Here is a 21,645-nt window from a genome sequence, read left to right on the forward strand (position 1 = left end):
TATGCAAGGTAACTTATTACAAGGAGTATTTATGGCCCTAAGTCATCAGCAAAAAGTGTATATACCCAAGGACGTTCGTAGTAATCAATATATCACCGCAGAAATTCTAGTAACTGATGCTCTGTTGGCACATTATCCTGATTATAAAACCTGTTATCAGACCCTAAGCCGCAGTATTTTTAAGTTGGCAGAGCAGCAAGAGATTTATAACGTGCACGTTATAACTAACGACAAGTTGCCAGTTGTACGTTTTCACACAGAAGCATACAGTTTTCCAACTGCAGAGCAGATTATCTTTTTTTACAATCCTGAATACCATCAGGCGCAAACCTTACACAGCAAAGATGATTATCGCGCCCGTAAGATAAGAATCGTATTCTTGGCAACGGGTGAAGATATTCGCAGTAACTCTGCAAATTTCCACATTAAGGTGCAGTCATTTTTATCAGCGCTAATGCCACAACTGCCTGAAAGTGAGCTTAAGGTTAAGATCCGTGATCACCAGCATCTGTCTTATGATCTCTTTGCTAAATCTAAAGGCAATAAAGAAAGTTACGGTTATAAGTTACGTTCAATCAGCAACCGCTATCAGGCACGTGAATGCCCATTGCCTGAAGGGCATGGCTCTTTATGCTATGTGACCGTAAAGTTGCCTTTAGGTCGTAAACTTAAAAACGCCTTGCTGGCAGCCGACACCGATGACTTCACGCCTTTATATCAAAAGCTCGAAGACAGCTTTATTGCGGCGACTGCAGGTAAACAGCTGAAGCATATTGCTATGGTTGCCAATGGCTTAACACCGCTTGTTCGTAACAGTAAGTACGATCAGGTAGATGGCACCGATGAAGTGCAAATGCTTGGTTTTGATCCTAATGTTGAGCAGCAACAGTTTATTCGCCATTGGGACGGTAATCGCCTAGTTGAAATGGTCAGCTTCACGATTGCTGCAGAGGTTAAGGATTCAAAAGAGGGCGGTTTAGGCCGTTACTTAAACCGCGTTGAAGAAGCACTGAAAAGCTTTATTGCAGAGCTTGAGTTTGATAAGTCGCGTGAAGACTTAATCGTTCGCTTCCATCAGCACATTAGTTATCAAGCACCGGCGCAATTGCTTGGTAAGTAAGCTTAAATTAACAATAAAACATGCCTTTGCTGGAAGATAATTTAGGTTTATCCAGTAAAGGCATTTTTCGTTATACGCTCGCACTAGTAAGCCTACCAAATATAGCCGTAGCTTAGTCCTATCGAGTCGGCACCATCGTTATGACTTGCCAGATCGGCATTTGAATAATGCATAAAGAACAAACCAATTTTGTGCTGTTCATTGACTATGACACCAACACCTATTTTATCTTCAAATAACCAATTTGAGCCTAAATTGCGGTCAAGGTAAATCGAGTTTTCAACGTAAGCCGCGCCAATACCCAGTTCAATGAAAATTGACATGGGTTCAAAATGCCATAAATAATGAAAAACAGGATTCAAGCTGACGACATGATTGGCTTGATGACCAACATCACCCCAGCGCTGTATTGAGGTTTCTAATCTTAACCCTATGTTATATGGCTTTAAAAAGTCATCAAGTATGGTTAAATCATGAGAGTAAGAAAGTCGCCAAGTATCACCTCGATTAGAGCCACTTTCTTTGGCTGGAACAACTCCATAGGCGAATTCGAGACTGGAGTTTGCCATGCTAGTCACAGTGAAAATTGACAATGTGACACACAAAAATATCAGAGCGAATATTCTCACCTTAACTCCTACAGGCACAAGCGCGCCATTAGTTAATAACTAGGCGAATCAGTATTAATACCAATCAGTATAAACATTTAGTCACTCAGCGAGAGTTTAGCGGTTTTGAGGCAAGGCAACGAGTAAAGGGCATAGTTGTTCTACGTTCAAGCTCGTTAACACGGCATCAGAATCGCTAAAACTCGCCATTTTGGAGCGTTTTGGGCTGCCTACTTCTGCGTTGATTAGCTTTATAAGGGAACAACCATTCTTGCAGCTATTCGCCTTGAATTAGTTTGCCAAAAATCGCTCTGAGTAGATCAAATTCTTATACTGATTGGTATAAGGTTAGTTGGTTTATGCTGTTTCTGATAAAGGCAATCAGTGGTGGTGTCGTTTTTATGCTGAACTGCATTTCATCTTGTGCTAAAAATGTCGTCTTAGTATAGAGTTACAAATTACTGCTGTTTACTCATCCCCATATTCGACAAAGGGTGTTGAGCTGAATATTTAGCACTGCAGCGCAGTGTTATGCATTTAATTCGGTTTATATTGAGGTTTACTTTGTCTGCTTTTTACCATAGTTGTCGCTACTTCCTTTTGCCGGTTTTATTTGTGGCTGGAGCATTGGCTGCCATCTCTTTTTATCAAGTCAATTTGCAGCAGTGGCAGCAGATCATCGATCAACTTCCTTATTGGCTGTTAACTGCAGCCATCATTATCGCATTGCAATTTAATCGCAGTCGCTTAGGGTATTTGGCACTATTACTACTGGGATACTATTTCTATAGCACTGAGCTTGCTAGCAGTGCAGAGCAACAGTTGTACTGGCAACAAATTCTGCTTGGCGGTGGCTTAGTGATTAGCTGGTTTGCATTTATTAAAGATAGAGGCGTGTTGTCGCCGCACTTCTTTATACGCCTAATTGGCATTACCGTATGCATGGCTGCCAGTTTTTTCTGGGTTTGGTTTAATACCGAATACCAACAACAATTGGATGATTATTTACCTGCCAATGGCCAGATTAACTTTCGAGTCTTGTTGCCTTTGTATTTATGTGTTTCGCTAGTGTGGATCCTTGGCTTGTGGCGGGCAAACTTAGTTCATACCTCCATTTTTATTAGTTTGATTTTATGGGGGGCGCACTTCCTAGCACCAGAGCTAGTGGCACTCTCGATATCGATGACCCTATTGGCCGCTCTGTATATATTAACCGTGCTGAGTGACTCTTATTTCTTGGCTTATCGAGATGAGTTAACAGGATTAGCATCGCGCCGAGCATTATTTAATTTGGTGCTGTCATTAGGGCGAAAGTATAGTGTGGCTATGGTCGATATTGATCATTTTAAGAAGTTTAACGATACCTATGGTCACGATGTTGGCGATCAAGTATTGAAATTAGTGGCGAGCAAAATCGCGGCGGTTCGCGGCGGTGGTAAGGCATTTAGATATGGTGGTGAGGAGTTCACCATTATATTTTCTCGTAAAGATGTGCAGTCGGTATTAGAGCACCTTGAAGCAGTGCGAGAAGCTGTTGAAGACTATGACATTGTGCTTCGAGATGAACAACGTAAGAGCCAGTCTAAAGCGACTCGAAGTAAAGACCAGAGTCGAAATCAATTTAAAACGGTAAGTGTTACTATATCCATTGGGGTTGCCGAACATGAAAATGGTGAAACCTTTGAGCAAACCATGAAGCGTTCAGATCAAGCCTTATATAAGGCAAAGAAAAAAGGCCGTAACCAAGTTTGTAGTTAGTTTGTATTTATATAGAAGGCAGGTAAACATTGAGCGACAACATTAGCATTGCACTGCCTTCATTAATTCACAGAATAGGTCGTGAGCCAGTAAAGCATGCGCAACTTATTGCAAAGCAGTACCGCTGTGAGTTAAAGCGGGTGCGTCGCTCGCGAAACTGGGCGCTAACAGGAGTGCCGATGGCTGTGCAGCAATTTAGCGCAGAGCTGAAGCAGGTATGCTTAACCTCCCCGCAGAACAATACAGCAGATAACCTGACGTTGAGCCCGCAAAAACTGACTTATTTAATTCAAAAAGTCGATACCGCATTACTTGGTCATGCTGATAAATTAGAGCCCTTAGCTGCGAAGCTGGTTCGATTGATAACGGCTAATCCTAATATCACTTTAGCTGAATTGATGCATTTAACTGATTGCAGTTTAAGTGAGGCAAGGGCTGCGCGATTTGATGCTGACTCTTGGTAGTGTCTTTAGAACAATCCTTTTATTATTGAGACTTGAGGAGCATTTGGTTTTGCAGCTTTTAGTTCAGTATATCGGCATAGAGTTCGGTCACAAACTCAATAAACGCTCTTACTTTTGGGATTTTGGCGCGACTCTTTGGGTATAGCGCATAAACATCAACTCCCTTTAATCCCCACTGCGGTAGCACTTGCACTAGTTTGCCTGTCTCTACAGCTGTTTTGCATAGATACGCTGGCAATATTCCTACACCTAAACCATCAATAAGTGCTTGCTTGAGCATGGCGTAATCATCAACAAGTAAGCGTGGCTTTTGTTTGATCAGTTGTTGCTCACCTTGCTCTGAAGTAACTGACAGCCGTGGATCATTATTGGTTGGATTAATGATTAATAATTGATGTTCAGCGGGTGAAGCAAGAGCTCCCAAACTTACGATTTAAATAGGCCTGTAGCAGGCCTATTTTTTAGCTGATTGGTATTAAATTAATCTAAAGCAATCAACCTGAGTAGCGGGATTAACACTTAAAGTAACTTGCTAGAAATATGCGATAAATGCTGTTCAAGCTCATCTTCAGTTGTCGGTAAAGATTCAAGCTCAAAGGTCAGTGGCTTACTGCCATTAAGCATAAAAACAGAGCTTTCACCGTGGTCATAGTGAAACCATTTTCCATTAACGCAAAGATCGGTATAACAATTTGGTAGCAGTTCCATAGGGCACCTTTATATTTTAGGTTTCATTATTTTCTTATTGGGATAAAACGGCCTTTTGTGAACTCGCTTTGAAAGCTGAATTTTAATTGCGTGATCAGGCTCACCTTTATATGACCTTAAAAGCGTTAGGTACTCATTGATCTAAATCAATAGCTACAAAGTTAATGAGTTTTTGAGTCGCATTCTTCGACACAAATCTCTATCTGTCTGGGTTTTAAAAGGAGTTTTTAGCGTTTTGTATAAAAACTGTCGCTCCTTGTAGTCAATGACACCATTTTTAATGTTTTAAAGCTCAACTCCAGCACTTTTGCACAATATTTGTGCGTTTATTCATCTCCTGCTATTGCTCAATTGCTTGTGATAAAAAGCCTGCTTGAACTCAAATATGCAAAGGAATACTCTTAGCTCGTTCGAGTTTGAGCCATAGGCTCGCAGTGATTTTGCTAATGTTTACAGGTTTTTACGCTTGCTTTGATACTAACCAGGCAGAAATAAGAAAATGAGGTTTACATGCTTAGCAGTAATATTTTCGATGGATTGGAACTAGAAGATGTTTTACGTGAATATCTTGCTGGATTAGATGATTATGACGAGCCCTATTTTATCAGTATCAAGCTAAATATCTGCAGCGAAAGCGCGATAAAAATGCTGATCCCCAAACTTGATCATCTAGATGATGATATATACGCCTTTAAACTAGATAAACAGCTGTTATTACTCAGTCTTGAATGTGAAGTTGACGAGGTCAAATCACTTGCCAATATCTTACTTAGCGCCTTTGCTGAGAATGATGTTATCGCGCAAATCGCAGTTTTTCATCACAACTGCTTAGGAACTCCGATTGATACCTTTAAGTGGTCAACACAGCTGTTAGAAGAGTTAATTGATAAATCACCTAGTGAGTCGGCTGTAGAGTTTAATGATTTTAGCGACCGCAGCAATTGGCCTGGTTTGAGCGCCTATGTTGAAGGACGAGATCCTGATTTTGGCGCTGATATTAGCTATCACTATGATGAGAGCGACGAGGACGATGATTTTGATGACGATGACGACGATCGTTTTGATGAAAATGGCTTCGATGAAAAGGGTTTCAATGAAAGCGGTTTTACCGCGCTTATTCAAGCCATTTTAGATGACGATTGCGCCGCCGTTAGACGTCAGCTCCTTGCTGGTGAGGATGTGAACAAGCTTGACTGGTATAACAACACACCGCTTAATCATGCAGTTAAAAGTAGTACGCCCGAGATTGTGAGTTTGCTACTTGAGGCGGGTGCTAATCCAAACCAAGTGGGCAGCTACGGAACCACAGCGCTTTATATTGCTAGCTATAACGGTATGTTGTCGACGATTAGGCAATTGTTATCTAAGGGCGCTGATGTAAACGGTACAGTGGATGAAGGTGAAAGCTCGCTGATGGCGGCAGCAGGAAATAGCACTGCAGAGGTTGTGGCGGTATTACTGCAAGCTGGGGCAGATATTAATGCACTTAGTGAAAATGGCAATACAGCGCTTATTCATGCGGTTATGGCTCGCTATAGTGAACGCAAAGCGATTGTTGAACTGCTGCTTGCTAATGGTGCCGTAGAGACTATCAATCACGCGAATATGCATAATTCAACTGCAATGGATTTAGTCTTTGATTATGAGCACCATGAGCTAATCGACATATTAGCTGGCGCAATGTCAGAGGCTGGCTTGAAACCGAGTCATTTAACGGCCGAGTTAGCTTAGCTTATGTTCTAGAGTCATATTTAGTAGGGATAAACCTGTAATTAGGCTAGCGGGTTTATCTTCTGTGCATTACTTGTATAAATACCTATATTTGAACACATTAGCCGTAAACTCTAGATTAATTTGAGTTATTTAGGCTATCACTTTCCGCTAATTTCTCCGGTTAACTTTCGATGACAGCTCAATCCTTCCCTCGGATTTAAGCGGCTAGTTTTAAGGGATAGCCATCCTTTTAAAAGGTTCTCATCACGCCCTTATTAAACTATAACAACTAAAATTGCTCATTGGCGTGAATGTAAGTCATCCCTGAATTGAACTAATGGCACTAAGTTGTCGTATTGCAAATGGTAAAGGCCGATTGTGTCTTAGAAAAAACTACAGTTGTCTAGCAATTCATAGCGATTGCTTTGCAGCAATAGTTAATAAACAGATGAGCTATTTATGTCTTTATCAAAGCATCTTTTTGTTTTTAATTATGTCATCACTAATGGTATCAATCGAGACGGTAAATATTACTGTGATGGTTTAAGTGCATGGCATGATCTTGACGGTTATACCTGCTATTTGGGTTACAAAGATCTCGTCATGACGCTGTTTTTTCATGGCCGCTTTGCTTATGAGTATCAAAAACGTCTGACCTACAATGACTTCAACTCGCTGGTAGATAATCGCTTTAGGCAGCTTAGTCAGCCGCAATAATCAATAGTCAATAAACATAACTAGTCATATTGTTTAAAAGACTAATCTAAATGTTAGGTTGGTACGTATTAGCGCTTACCTAGTCGTTTTACAGGCAAGCGCATGTTACAGCATCAAAAAGCACTCTTTTGCTTCAGCAATGATTTAAGGTTAAGCGATAACCAAGCGCTAAATTATGTGCTGCAGCAATGTAAGTCTGTAGCTTTGGTCTATATCTTCAATCCACAGGATTTTATTGCTCAGCGCTATCATCACGCTTCGCTAGGAAAGCATCGCCTTAGTTTTATTATTCATAGCTTGCTTGATCTTCAGCAGCAATTACACGCAAAAGGTCACCAGTTACACATCTTATTTGGTGAGCCTGTAACGGTATTGTCGGAGCTAATTAACAACGAAGGTTTCAGTCTGTTGGGATACACTGCTTCAGTGGGAGCTGAGGAGCAAAGTCGTTGGCATAAGTTAACATCTGCATGGAGCGGGGCTGAAAACAGTAATAGCAAAGTTAGTTTTCTTGCCAACTGGAACAATAGTCTATTTAGCGCTGAGCAAATAAGCTCGCTTGTTGATGCGTTTAGCAGCTTTTCTTGTTTTCGTCGCAAGCTAGAAAAGTCATTGTTAACCGTTGCTATGCCTTGTGAAACTTGGCCGCAGCGGCCCGTGCAGGCGTTGGATTTATCTTTGGCATCACAGCGCTTTAAAGTAAGTGACGTTTGGCTATCAGATAATAGTGCGCCGACAGGCACATTTTTTAAAGCAGGTGAGCAAGCAGCGCAAGCACATTTAACTCAATACTTTTTAACCTCACTGCCTCACAGCTATAAAGCGACTCGTAATGCTCTAGATGGCTTTGACAATTCCACCAAATTTAGCCCATATCTTGCTCATGGAAATTTGTCAGCTCGGCAAATATGGAGCGCACTGAAACACTTTGAATTGGAGCAAGGGCCAAGTGATTCAAGCTATTGGATAGGCTTTGAACTGCTATGGCGCGAGTATTTTCATTGGTTAGCGCTGCGTTTGGGTAAAGCGCTATTTCAGTTTAAAGGTTTAGCTGCTACTGCGCCGTTAACCAGCTATTTCCCTGAGCGCTTTACCAAGTGGTGTTTAGGTTGTACGCCTTATCCGTTAGTTAATGCTTGCATGAAACAACTTAATGCCACTGGTTATATGTCTAATCGAGGACGGCAGATTGTCGCCAGTTGTTTGGTGCACGAACTTGGTCTTGATTGGCGCTATGGCGCAGCTTATTTCGAGCAGCAATTGGTTGATTATGATGTGGCGTCTAATTGGGGTAATTGGCAATACATAGCTGGCGTTGGTGTCGACCCCCGCGGCGGTCGCCATTTTAATCTACAAAAACAAACAGAGATTTATGATCCTGATGGCGAATTTATCGCTAAGTGGCAGGGAGAGGTGAATAGCAGCCAAGCGCTAGACTCAGTTGATGCAGCTGATTGGCCGCTGCAATCTGACACGCTACCAGCTAAATCGGAGGCCTAGTTGAGTCACTCAAAGCTGGAGTCCAAAGTATGCCTTGTGTGTTTACGGCCGTTTAATTGGCGTAAAAAATGGCGTAAAGATTGGGAGCAAGTTAAGTATTGCTCTAAGCGCTGTGCAGGTCAGAAAGATAGAGCGATTAACACTGAGCCTGATAAGGAGAGGGAATGAGTGAGCACCAGCCTGCTAAAAGATTGCGGCTAATATTGGGCGACCAACTCAATGCTGCTCACTCTTGGTATCAACAGCAAGATGACGATACCTTGTATGTGCTTGCAGAGCTCAAGCAAGAAACTGACTATGTAAAACATCATGTGCAAAAAGTATGTGCTTTTTTTGCGGCTATGCAGGCCTTTGCCAACGCCTTGCGTAATGCAGGGCACAGGGTATTGCACTTAACTTTAGATGACACCGCAAAATATCAAGATTTACCTGCTTTGTTAACTGGCTTAATGAGTCAATATCAGGTTCGCGAGTTTCACTATCAGTTACCTGATGAATATCGGCTGCGTCAGCAGCTATCCTTGTTTTGTCGCGAGCTATCAATTCCTGCTATGGCGTTTGAAACTGAGCATTTCTATTTATCAGACTCTGAGTTAAAGGATTACTTCTTTGAGGGCAAAAAGCATCGCTTAGAGCATTTCTATCGCAAGTTACGTTGTCGGTTTAAGCTATTAATGCAGGGGGATGAACCTGCTGGTGGTCAGTGGAATTATGATGCTGAAAATCGGCAAAAGCTCAAAGCTACGGATTTTGCAGTTGTACCTGCACCACTAATGTTTACTAACGATGTCAGCGATATTTTAACCCGGCTTAAGCGCCACAATGTTAAAACCATTGGCCTTGCTCATAGCTCGCTGTTGTGGCCTATCACACGTCATCAAGCTAATGAATTACTGCAATATTTTTGTCGTCACTGTTTAGCTAACTTTGGACGTTTTCAAGATGCAATGACCCATGAGTTAGACATGCTCGCAGCGCCTGTTAATGGCGAATTAGCGCTAGCGCCTGCCTCAGACGCCAAAGTTGAACAAGTCACGACTCCAGAATACAAAAAGCAGTGGAGCCTGTATCACTCGCGATTGTCGTTTGCCCTCAATGCCAAAATACTCAGCCCGCAGCACGTCGTTGATACCGCTATCGCGACTTATCAGCAAGCAGATGGCGCGATTACATTGGCGCAAATTGAGGGTTTTGTAAGGCAAATTCTAGGCTGGCGTGAATTTATCAGAGGAGTTTATTGGGCCAATATGCCTGAGTATGCCTGCTTGAATCATCTTGGCGCTAAGCGTGAGTTACCAAGTTGGTTTTGGAGCGGTAATACCAACATGAACTGTATGCAGCAGGCCATTAAGCAATCCCTTGATTATGCTTATGCACACCACATCCAGCGGTTAATGGTTACCGGTAACTTTTGCTTAATCGCTGGTATTGACCCTGATGAAGTCGATGCTTGGTACCTGGGGATTTACATCGATGCTATCGAGTGGGTTGAAATGCCTAACACCCGTGGTATGAGTCAGTTTGCCGATGGCGGCATCGTTGGCTCCAAAGCTTACGCAGCGAGCGGTAATTATATTAACAAAATGAGCGATTACTGCAGCGGTTGTCAGTACGAGGTTAAGCAAAGTCACAGTGATAATGCTTGTCCGCTGAATGCACTGTACTGGCACTTTATGCAGCAACATATTGACGATTTTAAAGCCAATCCACGCACGCGTATGGTTTACGCCAACTGGCTAAAAAAGCCGCCTGAAGCACAGCAACTTATTTTGCAACGTGCAGAGTTTTTGATTCGAAATATCGATAATTTATAAGGATATTGATAAATGAAACATATTAATTTTGCTGATATTGAGCAGATGGAACAACGTAATCGGGCACGCTTGATTAATAGCTTGTCTGGATTTAAAAGCGCAAATTTAGTCGCCACCTGCAGTGAGGATGGGCGTAATAATGTGGCGATTATTAGCTCATGTTTTCATCTTGGGGCTAGCCCTGCATTAATGGGCATGGTCATTCGCCCAGATAGCGTGCCCCGCGACACATTAAGCAATATTGAACAAATGGGCTGCTATACCATTAATCATGTATCAGCCAATATTTATCGGCAGGCGCACCAAACATCTGCGCGCTATGCGCCAGAGGTGTCAGAGTTCGATAAAGTGGGGCTTTCTGCTGAACTGGTCGCAGGTATTGAGGCGCCGTTTGTGGCTCAGAGCTTGTTAAAGTTTTCCCTTGATTTGCGCGAGGTAATGCCACTGGCAATTAACGGTACTATTTTAGTGATAGGTGAGATTAAGCATATTATTGTCGATGAATCAGGCCTAAAGGCAGACGGTTATGTGGATATTGAAGCGCTGGGGACCGTGGCTGTTTCTGGGCTTGATAGTTATCACCATACTCAAAGGCTAGCGCGTTTAAGTTACGCTAAACCTGACAAAGCTTTAGTGACTCTTTCGATAGATAGCTGATAGCTTTTAGTTCATTCAACGGGCTTGTTTTCTGCTTAATTTTACTGGGGATCTACCTACATAATTTTAACGACACAATTCATGCCATGGGCGTTAGCGGTATTGTCATTAGCGCTGTATGTGTGGCCTTTGGCATGGTGTTGTCGCTGCCGACCAAAATGTATCTGACTTTTGTTTTAGTTAAACGTGAATCAGAACAACAGCAATAGTTTATTCTCAATAAGCTATCTTCAATAAAGTATTCTTAATTAGCTCGTTTGTAGGGCGTTAATTTACCGTAATCTGCGCTTTTAGTTAATTAACCCAAGACTAATGCGCAAAAAACACCGATAATTCCCCAATACGTTTATTTAGCCTAAACACTTGTTGAGTAACATGCTCATTATTGAGCAAACAACTCATACACTAGACTTGTTCTTTAGGCACGCTCGCAACAAAGTGGAAATCATATCTAATGGAAATCAAAGTTAACTTTCTCGATAATTTGAGATTAGAAGCCAAGTTCGATGACTTTACCGTCACCGCTGATCAGCCAATCCGTTACAAAGGCGATGGCTCTGCACCGAGTCCATTTGATTACTTTTTAGCATCATCTGCTTTGTGTGCGGCTTACTTTATTAAGGTGTATTGTAAAGCGCGTGACATTCCGACTGAAAACATTCGTTTGTCGCAAAACAATATCGTTGATCCAGAAGATCGATATAACCAAATCTTCCAAATCCAAGTTGAATTGCCAGACGATATTTCTGATAAAGATCGCCAAGGCATTTTGCGTTCAATCGAGCGTTGTACCGTGAAAAAAGTGGTGCAAACGGGCCCAGAATTTAAGATTGAAACTGTTGAGAATCTAGATGCAGACGCTAATGCGATGCTAATGGGTCAAGATGACAGCGATGCTAGCACTTACATATTAGGTAAAGATTTACCGCTTGAGCAAACCATTGCTAACATGACTGGCATGCTGGCTGATCTAGGCATGAAGATTGAGATCTCTTCATGGCGCAATATCGTGCCAAACGTGTGGTCGCTACATATTCGTGATGCAGCATCACCTATGTGTTTTACTAACGGTAAAGGCGCAACTAAAGAGAGCGCACTGTGCTCGGCACTTGGCGAGTTTATCGAGCGTCTAAACTGTAACTTCTTCTACAATGATCAGTTCTTTGGTGAAGAGATTGCCAACAGTGAATTTGTACATTACCCGAACGAGAAATGGTTTGCGTTAACTGACGATGACTCATTGCCAGCTGGCATTCTTGATGAATACTGCCTTGAGATCTACAACCCAGAAGGTGAGCTTGCTGGTTCAAATCTGATTGATACTAACTCGGGCAATATCGACCGCGGTATTTGTAGTATTCCTTATACTCGCCATTCTGACGGCGAAACCGTGTACTTCCCGTCAAACCTGATTGAGAACCTGTTCTTAAGTAACGGTATGAGCGCGGGTAACAACATCCAAGAAGCGCAGGTTCAATGCTTGTCGGAGATCTTTGAGCGCGCGATTAAGCGCCAAATCATCGAGCAAGAAATCATCCTGCCTGAAGTGCCAATGAGCGTACTTGAAAAGTACCCAAGCATTCTTGCTGGCATTAACGGTCTTGAAGAGCAAGGCTTCCCAGTTGTAGTTAAAGATGCATCACTAGGTGGCCAGTTCCCAGTAATGTGCGTGACTTTAATGAACCCGAAAACTGGCGGTGTATTTGCTTCATTTGGCGCGCACCCAAGCTTTGAAGTGGCATTAGAGCGTAGCTTAACAGAGCTTCTACAAGGCCGCAGTTTTGAAGGCTTAAACGATGTGCCAAAGCCAACCTTTAACAGCATGGCTGTCACTGAGCCTGAAAACTTTGTTGAGCATTTTATTGACTCAACCGGTGTGATTTCATGGCGCTTCTTTAGCAGCAATGCTGATTATGAATTCTGTGAGTGGGATTTCTCTGGTACCAACCAAGAAGAAGCAGACAGCTTATTTGGCATTTTGGCTGACTTGGGTAAAGAGGTTTATACCGCTGAGTTTGATCAACTCGGTGCATCAGCATGTCGTATGTTGGTGCCAGATTTTTCTGAAGTGTACCCAGTTGATGACTTGATTTGGGATAACACCAACAAGGCGCTGGAATACCGTGAAGACATTTTAAATCTACATTCATTATCTGATGAAGAGTTAGTGGATTTAGTTAACCGTTTAGAAGAAAGCCAGCTAGATAACTATACTGACATCCGCACCATGATAGGTATCGTGTTTGATGAAAACACAGTGTGGGGTCAGCTCACCATTATTGAACTTAAGATCTTAATCTATCTAGCACTGGGCGCAGCAGAAGAAGCACTAGAGCTAGTGGGTGATTTTTTACAATACAACGATAACACGGTTGAGCGTGGCTTATTCTATCAAGCCATTAGTGCGGTACTTGAAGTTGAATTAGACGAAGAGCTTGAGCTTGAGCACTTCATCTATAACTTTAACCGTATGTTCGGCATCGATGTCATGCAAAATGTAGTCGGCTCAGTAAGCGGCGAAGTGCGTTTCTACGGCTTAACTAAAACCAGTATGGCCCTTGAAGGGATTGAGCCACACTTACGTTTAATTGAAAGCTACAAGAAGTTGCATAGCGCCCGCGCTAAGGCTGCTGCAAAGTAGGTACTCAGCTGCACGCTAAATAATCAAATTTAGTCCGATTAAAGCGAACCGTTGTTAATTAAACGGTTCGCTTTTTTGTTTCTATTGATAACAAAAAATTATAATTATAAGAAAATATCATAATTATTTATCTGAGTTTGATTGCCTTAATATAGCGGCCATAGATTGCTAACGCTCGAGTGATAGCTACTCCTTGTAGCAAGAACAGCGAATGTGTTTTGGAGCTAAAGATGAAGTTTTTACATACTATGTTGCGTGTTGTCGATTTAGACAAATCAATTGAGTTTTACAGCAAAGTGTTGGGCATGAGCGTACTTGAAAGAACCGAAAATACTGAGTATCGCTATACCTTAGTGTTTGTTGGCTATGAAGCTGGTGGCACGACAATCGAATTGACCTATAACTGGGATACAAACAGTTATGAAAAAGGTACTGCATTTGGTCACTTGGCGTTAGGTGTCGATGACATTTATAGCGCTTGCGACAAGATTAAAGCGCTTGGCGGTAACGTGACACGTGAACCCGGCCCGGTGAAAGGCGGCTCAACTCATATTGCGTTTATTACCGATCCTGATGGCTATCAAATTGAGCTGATCCAACTTAGCTAGTTGATTGCGATACTTTATCGTTACGAGCTCATTACCCACATCAATATTTTTCCTACTCAGCTGCTAGCAGCAGGCTTATGTTCTTATAGGCTGAGTAGAAGCAAAGAGGAATTGAAAATGAAAAACGCATTATTTCAACCAGTAAAATTAGGTCGCCACACACTTAATAATCGTATCGTTATGCCACCAATGACGCGTTCACGTGCAACTCAACCAGGTAATGAAGCTAACGACATGATGGCGACTTATTACGCTCAGCGAGCATCGGCTGGGCTAATTGTTGCCGAAGGCACGCAAATTTCACCAATGGGCCAAGGCTATGCGTGGACACCTGGTATTTACAGCCCATCACAAATTGCCGGTTGGAAGAAAACCACTGACGCAGTGCATGCAAAAGGCGGGGTTATATTTGCTCAGCTATGGCACGTTGGCCGCGTAACACATCCTGATAATATTGGCGGTGAGCAACCAATTTCATCATCGGCATTAAAAGCGCAAGGCGTAAAAGTATTTATCGATAATGGCACTGATGAGCCAGGTTTCGTTGAAGTGGTTGAGCCGCGTGAAATGACTAAAGCCGATATTGAAATGGTGATTGCTCAGTATCGTCAAGCCGCGCTAAATGCAATTGAAGCTGGCTTTGATGGCATTGAACTGCACGCAGCTAACGGCTATTTGGTAAATCAGTTTATTGATTCAGAAGCGAATAACCGCACTGACGAATACGGTGGCAGCATTGAAAACCGTTTACGTTTTCTAGATGAGGTGGTTGCGACTATGGTTGATGCGATTGGCAGCGACAAAGTCGGTGTGCGTTTAGCGCCATTTACCTCGCTAAATGGCACAGTTGATGCCACTCCTGAACAGACTTACACCGCAGCGGCGGCATTACTTAACAAGCATAACATTGTGTACCTGCATCTTGCAGAAGTGGACTGGGACGATGCGCCTGAAACTCCTGCAACTTTTAAACGTGCAGTACGTGATGCATTTGATGGTGTACTCATTTACGCCGGTAAATATGATGCTGATAAAGCGGCGCAAACTGTCGCAGATGGTTTAGCCGATATGATTGGTTTTGGGCGTCCGTTTGTGGCAAACCCTGATCTACCTAATCGCATTAAGCATGGATTTGAGCTTGCTACGCACGACCCTGCGACCTTGTTTGGTGGTGGCGAAAAAGGCTTAACTGATTACAGTGAATATAATCAGTAGCATTAGCTACACTTCCTAATTTAAAATAGTCAGTAATAGCAATCCCATGTGGATTGCTATTTTGTTTTTATGCTGACTATTTTGATGTCGTCACTTCTCTCCATATCAAAATAACGTATCTATCTTCTTTTTAAGAGTGCTCAGAATGCGCGGAGTGTTGTATCTTTTTATCGCCACCTTATTGGCCGCAATGGGCTGGATTGCCTCAAAAGTTGTGGTGCAATCGATGGCGGGAGAAATGTTTATTGCGAGCAGATTTATACTCGCAAGCCTGATTTTAGTGCCTTTTTGCTATAAAAGTTTGCTTAAGTTAAGCGCTAAGCAAGTGTTGTCGGCTTGCGGAGTCGGGGTGTTTTTAGGCTTAGCATTACAAGTATGGATTTATGCGGTATCGATAAGTGATGGCTTATCTGAGGGCGCATTTATCATGAGTCTAGCGATGATTATTGCCCCGCTAACGGCTTGGTTACTGTTTCAAGTTAAGCCCAATCGGGCTTTTTGGATCGCACTGCCTGTCAGCGTTAGCGGCATGATGTTAATGAGCTTAACCAATGGCTGGAAGATGGAGCCAAGCCAGTTATTGTTCTTGCTCGCATCGGCATTGTTGTCGGTACACTTTGTTATGAACAAGCGTATTAGCGGCAACCTTAAGCCGTTAGTCTCTATTTGTTTGCAGTTGTTTGTTGTTGGCTTAGTCGGCTTGTTATACACGCTATACACAGAGCCTGATGCAGTGCAGTTTTCTAACCAATTGCTAGTGTGGTTCGTGTTATCAACCGTTATTGCAACTTCAGTGCGTTATTTATTACAAACCATGGGGCAGTATAAAGTCAGCATGGAAACCGCGGCGCTATTAATGATTTTAGAGCCTATCTGGACTTTATTACTAAGTATTAGCGTGCTTGGTGAAAACTTAGAGCCGCAAAAGCTGCTGGGCGGCGGGGTAATTTTTCTGTCTTTGATTATCTATATCAAGCTCTCTAGACGTTATGCTAAGGCTGAGCTGGCAAAGATGGAGTTAGCTCAATCAGCATAAAGATGGATTAAAAAAAGCCAGCTAATTTAGCTGGCTTTTTACTGTGTGCTTAGACAATTTTTGGAACTAGTGATAGTTAGCCAACAAAAATCATAAAGCCTTTTAAGATAAGCGCGTTGACGATATCGACAAAGAATGCACCTACAATTGGCACCACCATAAAGGCTTGTGGTGACGGGCCAGTTCTTGAAACCAAGGCGCCCATGTTCATAACCGCTGTTGGTGTGGCACCTAGGCCAAAACCACAGTGACCGCCAGCCATCACTGCCGCGTCGTAATTGCTGCCCATAATCTTAAATGTGACGAAATAAGCAAATAACGCCAGCACCGCTGTTTGCACCACTAAGATAATCAGTAGTGGGATAGCAAGGTCAAAAATTTCCCATAGCTTGAGGTTCATTAGCGCCATTGATAAGAACAGGGCAAGCGAAACGGAGCCCAGCACATCAACACACTCACTGTTAATTTTGTAGCTGCGAGACAGCTCTGTGCAGTTGGTAATAATCACACCAATAAACAGTGCATACACAAATTCTGGCATCTTTAACCAGCTAGCACCGACCGCTTCAATTAATGCGCTAGTCCATTTAGCACCCGCCACACACAGCAGCATGATAAATAAGACTTCTAATACACTTTTAGCTGTCACTCTATCTTCTTCAAGCTGATCATAGGTAACCAGATCTGGGTGGTCTGTATGGTGATTCCCACCAATACCATAGCTAGAGACTAGATTATTCTTATTGATAAGTCGCTGGGCAACTGGGCCGCCGATAATGCCGCCCATTACCAAACCAAAAGTAGCCGCTGCCATGGCAAACTCAAGCGTGTTGATGCCGTATTCAGTCTGGAAGGTATCTGCCCAGGCTGCGCCTGTACCATGTCCACCCGATAGGGTAATAGAGCCTGCGATTAAGCCCATAAAGGACTCAAGCCCTAATAGGTTAGCCAGACTGACACCTACAACGTTTTGGATAACGATGAACAGGGAGGCGACACCTAAAAAGATAAACACCTTACTGCCACCTTTTAGCAATAACTTATAATTCGCTGCGAGACCAACGGTACTGAAAAACATCAGCATCAGAGTGTTTTGCATCGATAAGCTAAAGGCAACGGTAATATTGTTGAAGTGTAGGGCGGTGATCACTGCAGCAATAATAAGTCCGCCAACGATGGGTTCGGGAATATTATATTTTTTTAAAACAGGGACATAACGATTGACCATGTGGCCGATAAATAGCACTAAAATTGCGACTAGAAACGATTCTAGCTCGCCAATAGTAAAGACTGTATTCATATGACTCCTAGCAAAATAGATAAAGGCGTTATAAAAAACCTTGTTTTTGTTACTAAGTTTTTATTTTTGTTGGGGTATTTTTATATTGTCATGCCTATTTGGGGGCGAGCTATACTGCCACACTTATTTATCACTGGGATATCTCTTGCTGCTGATAAAGTGAGCGTTTTAGATTAATCTTTATTTATATTTGAACTCGCTAGCAGCTTTTATGGCGCTGAGAGGTATGTAGGCTAAGGAAATAGTGATATATGCTGCACTGCGCAAAAACTAAATATTTACGTCTTGATTGCGCAAATTTCAAACATGATTTGACATGGAAGGGACTTTTTAGTGCAAAAAGCCAGCTGTAATAGCTGGCTTATTAGTGTTACTGAATTTATTAGCTCAGTAATCTTTCAATATAAGGTCTAACGCTTGCTACGCTGTCACAATGGTTTGGGATAGAAACGCTGTGATAACCATCGCCTGAAAATGCTCTATCTATTTCAATTAGCACGCCGGTCTCTGCGCCATTATCAACAAAGGTGACCTCTAGCTCTTTAGCACCAAAGAATGAGCGTGACTCAGGTTTAAATTCGTATTCTTGATAACAAGGTAAGTGTGAACTGAAATTATGTGCGCGCACATAGCCAGCTTCAATATCTGACTTAAATAAACGGTAACCGCTATTTTCAATAAACTCTAAAACCGCAAGCTGAGTATTTGAAGGCACAATGGTTAGCGGGTCTTTATCACTACCGTCGATACCGTTTTTAATATCTAAGCCAGTTTGCAGCCATACTTTTGCAATACGCTGACCAAATAAGTTAGAGGCGGGGATCTCTGGGTGAAGATCTAACTCAAATTGCTGAGTGATGGTTTCGCCAGGTTGAATAGTGATATCTAGGCTAGGTTGCCAGCTTTGTAGCACCACGCTTTTGTTGTATTTAACTTCATTGTCACCGATTTCTTGTTCGGCTTTGGCTTCGGCCATAATGGCAAACTCTAGACCGATTAGCTGTTGCTCAACATCGCCACCCTTAATAACGACTTCGATAGCAAAGGTATCACCGGCACGTAATTGTTCATCAAGTAAAATGGTATCAACGGTGGCTTTGCCAATACCAACACTGGCGAGAAGTTTCTTAAGCATATGTCTTTCCTTGAAATAAAACGTGACAGGCAGACACTAGCACCGCTACCTATTGGCTTCAACATAAAGTAAAGGTTTAATTATCTAACCCAATAGGCTTGCTATGCTACCAATTTGATAGCATAGCAGTCTTAGTCAAACCAATTAAATATCTAGTTTTTGGTTATTGTTAAGGATCTTTACATTTGCAAAGTGATCGGTAAATTTTTCAGGGTGGAGGGTGTGAACTGGCACTAAACATTTGGCGTTTATTGAATTAGCAAACTTTTGCAAGTGTGCGTAATACGCGTGGCCGCTGGTATGCGCATATTGCCATTTTAACTGATACTTTTCTTCCATCAAATTAAAGCTGGGTTGGTTTTCCTTGTAGCCTAGCCACATTGAGTAAATAAGTTGTGGCTGAATATCTTGCTTAATAAAGTGATCAATAAACTTTGGCATTTGTGATGTTGAAATTCGAAATACGTAATCACAGCCAGTCAATTTATCTATATTGACATGACGGTGACTGTATTTGAAAAAGTCGGTACCAAATCGTTGTTCTATTGCTTGAGACTGTGAGTGCGGAAATATGACTTTCAGATGATCGCCCTTGTGAGGAGGCAATCCTGGAGCATGTTTTTTCAATTCAACAAGTAGATATAGTTGGTAAAGGTCGATAATGAGCTTTTTTCCTGTACGCTTTGTAGCGTTATATAAACTGACTAATCTATCTATGTTGCTTCCAGAGGCGCTAACGAAAGCAGGGCGCTTTTCTTGTGAAAGTAGACGAATAAACTCTTCTTCAACGCTCGATTCTGTTGGGAATTGTTGCGAGTGTCTATCATCTAAAGTGGTACCTTCAAGTAGCATGACATCTGGTTGGTTTACATTTGCATATAAATAGTCATTTACTTTGGCTTTGCGGCCGTGGCCGCGAAAGTCGCCACTATAAAAGATTTGTTTATTATTTACTTCGACAAGCAAGCCGCAAGCTCCAAATGCTGAATGGTCCATCATATAAGCCGTTATTTTGAATGGTCCTATCTGGAATGGCTTACCCGGTGAATATTGCGAGCAGCGCTCAAGTTGATTAAATCTAAGTGCTTGAGGGTAAAATACGTTGCCTATATGCATCATCGAATAGCTTCCATTAGAAAGGTAGATATTTGCATCGTCAGGTAAAGTATCAAGCAAACCATAGTGGTCAGGGTGCGCATGAGATAAAATGTAGGCTAGCGGTGGATTGGGATCTTGTTGTTGAATATCTAATAGGATCCCGTTGCTAATTGATGGCTCAGCAATATATTCAGGATCAATTGATGCTCCTGCGTTATCCATAATTGGCGCGCCATAATCTAATACGATAGCGTCATTACCGTGATTGATTTTAATGCAGCTACCGCCAATAGTATCTGCTCCACGCAATATCGTTACCGACGTATGAACCTGAGTATTAATCAGTTGTTGGTTTGCTTGATACTGCTCTAGCTCCGCAGCAGAAAGGAGCGTTCGATGACTATCGGTAGTCATGACTTGTAGCTTAATTTGGTTATCAATAAGTTTTTGTTGATGAGGTAACCAGCTATCTTTTTGAGTGTTTTTGGGATTATGTAAAAAGAGTAGCCTTGGCTCAGTGTCTAAACCAAGCTGTAATGTACCGTTGGCTACAGCTTCAATGGTTTTAGATACCTGTTTGCCGGCAAGCTGACAAATATATGTTTGAACTTTACAGGCTGTAATATAAGCATTAATTACTTCTAATTGGTTTTTTTCTTCAGTTAAAAATTCTCGATATTTGCTAATCTGATAAATAACTTCAGGTTGGTCTATGCTTGAGCGACAGCGTGTGTCAGATGTTAGTTTTGCCTCCCATAGAACAACGTTAGCTTGCCCTTGGTCTTCTTCGATCGTTACAAGGTCAATTCGGTAGCCTGAGCCAGGTAAGCCCATTTCCATATCAATAATATTTTCATTAGCGGCTACAACTTGTTCTACGAATGTTTTTTCTTCACCTTTGTGTTTCTTAGAACGTGCTATCCATAAATCTAATGTTTCACTGCCAAGGTATCGTGCAAACTCTTCATCATTTTCTGGATTTTTGATGCAATTGTCATCACCGATTAATTTGGTGTATTTCTGACTAGTTGCGCTTTCAAAAACATATTTAACATGCTGTTCTGAGCGCAGCAGGTTATTTTGAGTGACGCCTACTTTTGCAATCGCTTGACCTTGATGATAAAAGTTGAGATAGCCATCGCGTACAGCTAGCCTAAGGCCTGTACCTCCTAGTTCCTCACCACTTGGCTTTAGTCTAATGAGTAGTTCCTCCCACCAGGCTGGGGCTTGTTGTAATTTTTCAGTCGCAAATTTTCGAGCAAACTTTGTTGTCATTTTTATTGTTCTCAATCACTTTAATAAACAAAAATATAATTTGTACTACTGGAGGTATAAATTTGATTTTTAAGCCATTAAATTCACCTTTTATTTTTCTCCTCCCTATATATTCAGTTCAGGGCGTCAGAAATTAAGCGAGCAATGCCATAAATTTTCATTTTGTGATGAGTGTTTTGTTTTACTGAGCATAAGCTCGAAGATTTGGAGCAAATATTGAGCTAGTTTAGATGTCGCGCATTTATTTAGTTAAAGAGTGAACTTAATATGCCTAATAG

21 protein-coding genes are annotated in these 21,645 nt (G+C 42.0%); 15 read left to right on the plus strand and 6 right to left on the minus strand.

Features of this window, described 5'->3' with window-relative positions; genetic code table 11:
• Positions 1-31: 31 nt before the first annotated feature.
• Positions 32-1,120: a DUF3083 family protein gene (locus L2740_RS04785; protein WP_248948977.1), complete on the plus strand. Its 1,089-nt coding sequence runs from the start codon at positions 32-34 to the stop codon at positions 1,118-1,120.
• Positions 1,121-1,212: 92 nt separating this feature from the next.
• Here the strand turns inward: L2740_RS04785 and L2740_RS04790 are convergent, their stop codons facing one another.
• On the minus strand, positions 1,213-1,689 hold the full coding sequence (locus L2740_RS04790; RefSeq protein ID WP_248948978.1) for an acyloxyacyl hydrolase: 477 nt from the start codon (positions 1,687-1,689) through the stop codon (positions 1,213-1,215).
• A gap of 654 nt (positions 1,690-2,343) precedes the next feature.
• Between L2740_RS04790 and L2740_RS04795 the strand changes: the two genes are divergently transcribed.
• The gene (locus L2740_RS04795) at positions 2,344-3,486 is read left to right on the plus strand and encodes a GGDEF domain-containing protein (protein ID WP_338056231.1); all 1,143 of its coding nucleotides are present in this window, start codon (positions 2,344-2,346) and stop codon (positions 3,484-3,486) included.
• Positions 3,487-3,515: 29 nt separating this feature from the next.
• A complete protein-coding gene (locus tag L2740_RS04800) occupies positions 3,516-3,950 on the plus strand; it encodes a ribosome recycling factor family protein (protein ID WP_248948980.1) in 435 nt (144 codons plus the stop codon).
• 58 nt (positions 3,951-4,008) lie between these two features.
• Here L2740_RS04800 and L2740_RS04805 read toward each other — a convergent pair whose 3' ends face one another.
• Positions 4,009-4,374, minus strand: a complete 366-nt coding sequence (locus tag L2740_RS04805) for a LysR substrate-binding domain-containing protein (RefSeq protein ID WP_248948981.1) — start codon at positions 4,372-4,374, stop codon at positions 4,009-4,011.
• 95 nt (positions 4,375-4,469) lie between these two features.
• Positions 4,470-4,658, minus strand: coding sequence for a hypothetical protein (locus L2740_RS04810; protein ID WP_248948982.1), 189 nt, complete (start codon positions 4,656-4,658; stop codon positions 4,470-4,472).
• A gap of 510 nt (positions 4,659-5,168) precedes the next feature.
• Here L2740_RS04810 and L2740_RS04815 point away from each other — a divergent pair.
• The 11 genes from L2740_RS04815 to L2740_RS04865 all read left to right on the plus strand — a co-directional run bounded on the left by L2740_RS04815 (position 5,169) and on the right by L2740_RS04865 (position 16,559).
• Entirely contained in the window at positions 5,169-6,389 is a 1,221-nt protein-coding gene (locus L2740_RS04815; protein ID WP_248948983.1) for an ankyrin repeat domain-containing protein, read from the plus strand.
• 441 nt (positions 6,390-6,830) lie between these two features.
• Positions 6,831-7,088 carry a DUF3081 family protein gene (locus tag L2740_RS04820; RefSeq protein WP_248948984.1) on the plus strand — a complete coding sequence of 86 codons (258 nt, stop codon included), beginning with the start codon at positions 6,831-6,833 and terminating at the stop codon, positions 7,086-7,088.
• 102 nt (positions 7,089-7,190) lie between these two features.
• On the plus strand, positions 7,191-8,588 hold the full coding sequence (locus L2740_RS04825) for a DASH family cryptochrome (RefSeq protein WP_248948985.1): 1,398 nt from the start codon (positions 7,191-7,193) through the stop codon (positions 8,586-8,588).
• Complete coding sequence (locus L2740_RS04830; protein ID WP_248948986.1) at positions 8,589-8,756, plus strand: DUF2256 domain-containing protein; 168 nt, start codon at positions 8,589-8,591, stop codon at positions 8,754-8,756. It abuts the gene before it with no gap.
• Positions 8,753-10,402, plus strand: coding sequence for a cryptochrome/photolyase family protein (locus tag L2740_RS04835; protein ID WP_248948987.1), 1,650 nt, complete (start codon positions 8,753-8,755; stop codon positions 10,400-10,402). The genes L2740_RS04830 and L2740_RS04835 overlap by 4 nt, the downstream gene beginning before the upstream one ends.
• A 12-nt stretch (positions 10,403-10,414) precedes the next feature.
• Complete coding sequence (locus L2740_RS04840) at positions 10,415-11,059, plus strand: flavin reductase family protein (RefSeq protein WP_248948988.1); 645 nt, start codon at positions 10,415-10,417, stop codon at positions 11,057-11,059.
• Positions 11,056-11,268 carry a hypothetical protein gene (locus L2740_RS04845; RefSeq protein WP_248949083.1) on the plus strand — a complete coding sequence of 71 codons (213 nt, stop codon included), beginning with the start codon at positions 11,056-11,058 and terminating at the stop codon, positions 11,266-11,268. Before L2740_RS04840 ends, L2740_RS04845 begins: the two co-directional genes overlap by 4 nt.
• A gap of 245 nt (positions 11,269-11,513) precedes the next feature.
• Positions 11,514-13,700, plus strand: a complete 2,187-nt coding sequence (locus tag L2740_RS04850; RefSeq protein ID WP_248948989.1) for an OsmC domain/YcaO domain-containing protein — start codon at positions 11,514-11,516, stop codon at positions 13,698-13,700.
• 230 nt (positions 13,701-13,930) lie between these two features.
• A complete protein-coding gene (gloA, locus tag L2740_RS04855; RefSeq protein ID WP_248948990.1) occupies positions 13,931-14,308 on the plus strand; it encodes a lactoylglutathione lyase in 378 nt (125 codons plus the stop codon).
• A 117-nt stretch (positions 14,309-14,425) separates the two neighbouring features.
• Entirely contained in the window at positions 14,426-15,523 is a 1,098-nt protein-coding gene (locus L2740_RS04860) for an alkene reductase (protein WP_248948991.1), read from the plus strand.
• Positions 15,524-15,668: 145 nt separating this feature from the next.
• A complete protein-coding gene (locus tag L2740_RS04865) occupies positions 15,669-16,559 on the plus strand; it encodes a DMT family transporter (RefSeq protein WP_248948992.1) in 891 nt (296 codons plus the stop codon).
• Between the two features lie 76 nt (positions 16,560-16,635).
• Here L2740_RS04865 and gltS read toward each other — a convergent pair whose 3' ends face one another.
• On the minus strand, positions 16,636-17,859 hold the full coding sequence (gene gltS, locus L2740_RS04870; RefSeq protein WP_248948993.1) for a sodium/glutamate symporter: 1,224 nt from the start codon (positions 17,857-17,859) through the stop codon (positions 16,636-16,638).
• Between gltS and L2740_RS04875 the strand changes: the two genes are divergently transcribed.
• Positions 17,860-18,036, plus strand: coding sequence for a hypothetical protein (locus L2740_RS04875; protein ID WP_248948994.1), 177 nt, complete (start codon positions 17,860-17,862; stop codon positions 18,034-18,036). It abuts the gene before it with no gap.
• Positions 18,037-18,241: 205 nt separating this feature from the next.
• Here the strand turns inward: L2740_RS04875 and L2740_RS04880 are convergent, their stop codons facing one another.
• Positions 18,242-18,994, minus strand: coding sequence for a sporulation protein (locus L2740_RS04880; RefSeq protein WP_248948995.1), 753 nt, complete (start codon positions 18,992-18,994; stop codon positions 18,242-18,244).
• Positions 18,995-19,138: 144 nt separating this feature from the next.
• Positions 19,139-21,367 carry an MBL fold metallo-hydrolase gene (locus tag L2740_RS04885; protein WP_248948996.1) on the minus strand — a complete coding sequence of 743 codons (2,229 nt, stop codon included), beginning with the start codon at positions 21,365-21,367 and terminating at the stop codon, positions 19,139-19,141.
• Positions 21,368-21,645: the final 278 nt, after the last annotated feature.

Source organism: Shewanella pneumatophori (assembly GCF_023283895.1).
Lineage (GTDB): Bacteria > Pseudomonadota > Gammaproteobacteria > Enterobacterales > Shewanellaceae > Shewanella > Shewanella pneumatophori.

What these genes read in the sequence shown, in the direction of transcription:
- L2740_RS04790 (WP_248948978.1), bottom strand. Translation starts at nt 1,689, where the DNA reads ATGGCAAACTCCAGTCTCGAATTCGCCTATGGAGTTGTTCCAGCCAAA.
- L2740_RS04865 (WP_248948992.1), top strand. Translation starts at nt 15,669, where the DNA reads ATGCGCGGAGTGTTGTATCTTTTTATCGCCACCTTATTGGCCGCAATG.
- L2740_RS04875 (WP_248948994.1), top strand. Translation starts at nt 17,860, where the DNA reads ATGACTCCTAGCAAAATAGATAAAGGCGTTATAAAAAACCTTGTTTTT.
- L2740_RS04835 (WP_248948987.1), top strand. Translation starts at nt 8,753, where the DNA reads ATGAGTGAGCACCAGCCTGCTAAAAGATTGCGGCTAATATTGGGCGAC.
- L2740_RS04885 (WP_248948996.1), bottom strand. Translation starts at nt 21,367, where the DNA reads ATGACAACAAAGTTTGCTCGAAAATTTGCGACTGAAAAATTACAACAA.
- L2740_RS04825 (WP_248948985.1), top strand. Translation starts at nt 7,191, where the DNA reads ATGTTACAGCATCAAAAAGCACTCTTTTGCTTCAGCAATGATTTAAGG.
- L2740_RS04860 (WP_248948991.1), top strand. Translation starts at nt 14,426, where the DNA reads ATGAAAAACGCATTATTTCAACCAGTAAAATTAGGTCGCCACACACTT.
- L2740_RS04850 (WP_248948989.1), top strand. Translation starts at nt 11,514, where the DNA reads ATGGAAATCAAAGTTAACTTTCTCGATAATTTGAGATTAGAAGCCAAG.
- L2740_RS04820 (WP_248948984.1), top strand. Translation starts at nt 6,831, where the DNA reads ATGTCTTTATCAAAGCATCTTTTTGTTTTTAATTATGTCATCACTAAT.
- L2740_RS04815 (WP_248948983.1), top strand. Translation starts at nt 5,169, where the DNA reads ATGCTTAGCAGTAATATTTTCGATGGATTGGAACTAGAAGATGTTTTA.
- gloA (WP_248948990.1), top strand. Translation starts at nt 13,931, where the DNA reads ATGAAGTTTTTACATACTATGTTGCGTGTTGTCGATTTAGACAAATCA.
- L2740_RS04840 (WP_248948988.1), top strand. Translation starts at nt 10,415, where the DNA reads ATGAAACATATTAATTTTGCTGATATTGAGCAGATGGAACAACGTAAT.
- L2740_RS04880 (WP_248948995.1), bottom strand. Translation starts at nt 18,994, where the DNA reads ATGCTTAAGAAACTTCTCGCCAGTGTTGGTATTGGCAAAGCCACCGTT.
- L2740_RS04810 (WP_248948982.1), bottom strand. Translation starts at nt 4,658, where the DNA reads ATGGAACTGCTACCAAATTGTTATACCGATCTTTGCGTTAATGGAAAA.
- gltS (WP_248948993.1), bottom strand. Translation starts at nt 17,859, where the DNA reads ATGAATACAGTCTTTACTATTGGCGAGCTAGAATCGTTTCTAGTCGCA.
- L2740_RS04785 (WP_248948977.1), top strand. Translation starts at nt 32, where the DNA reads ATGGCCCTAAGTCATCAGCAAAAAGTGTATATACCCAAGGACGTTCGT.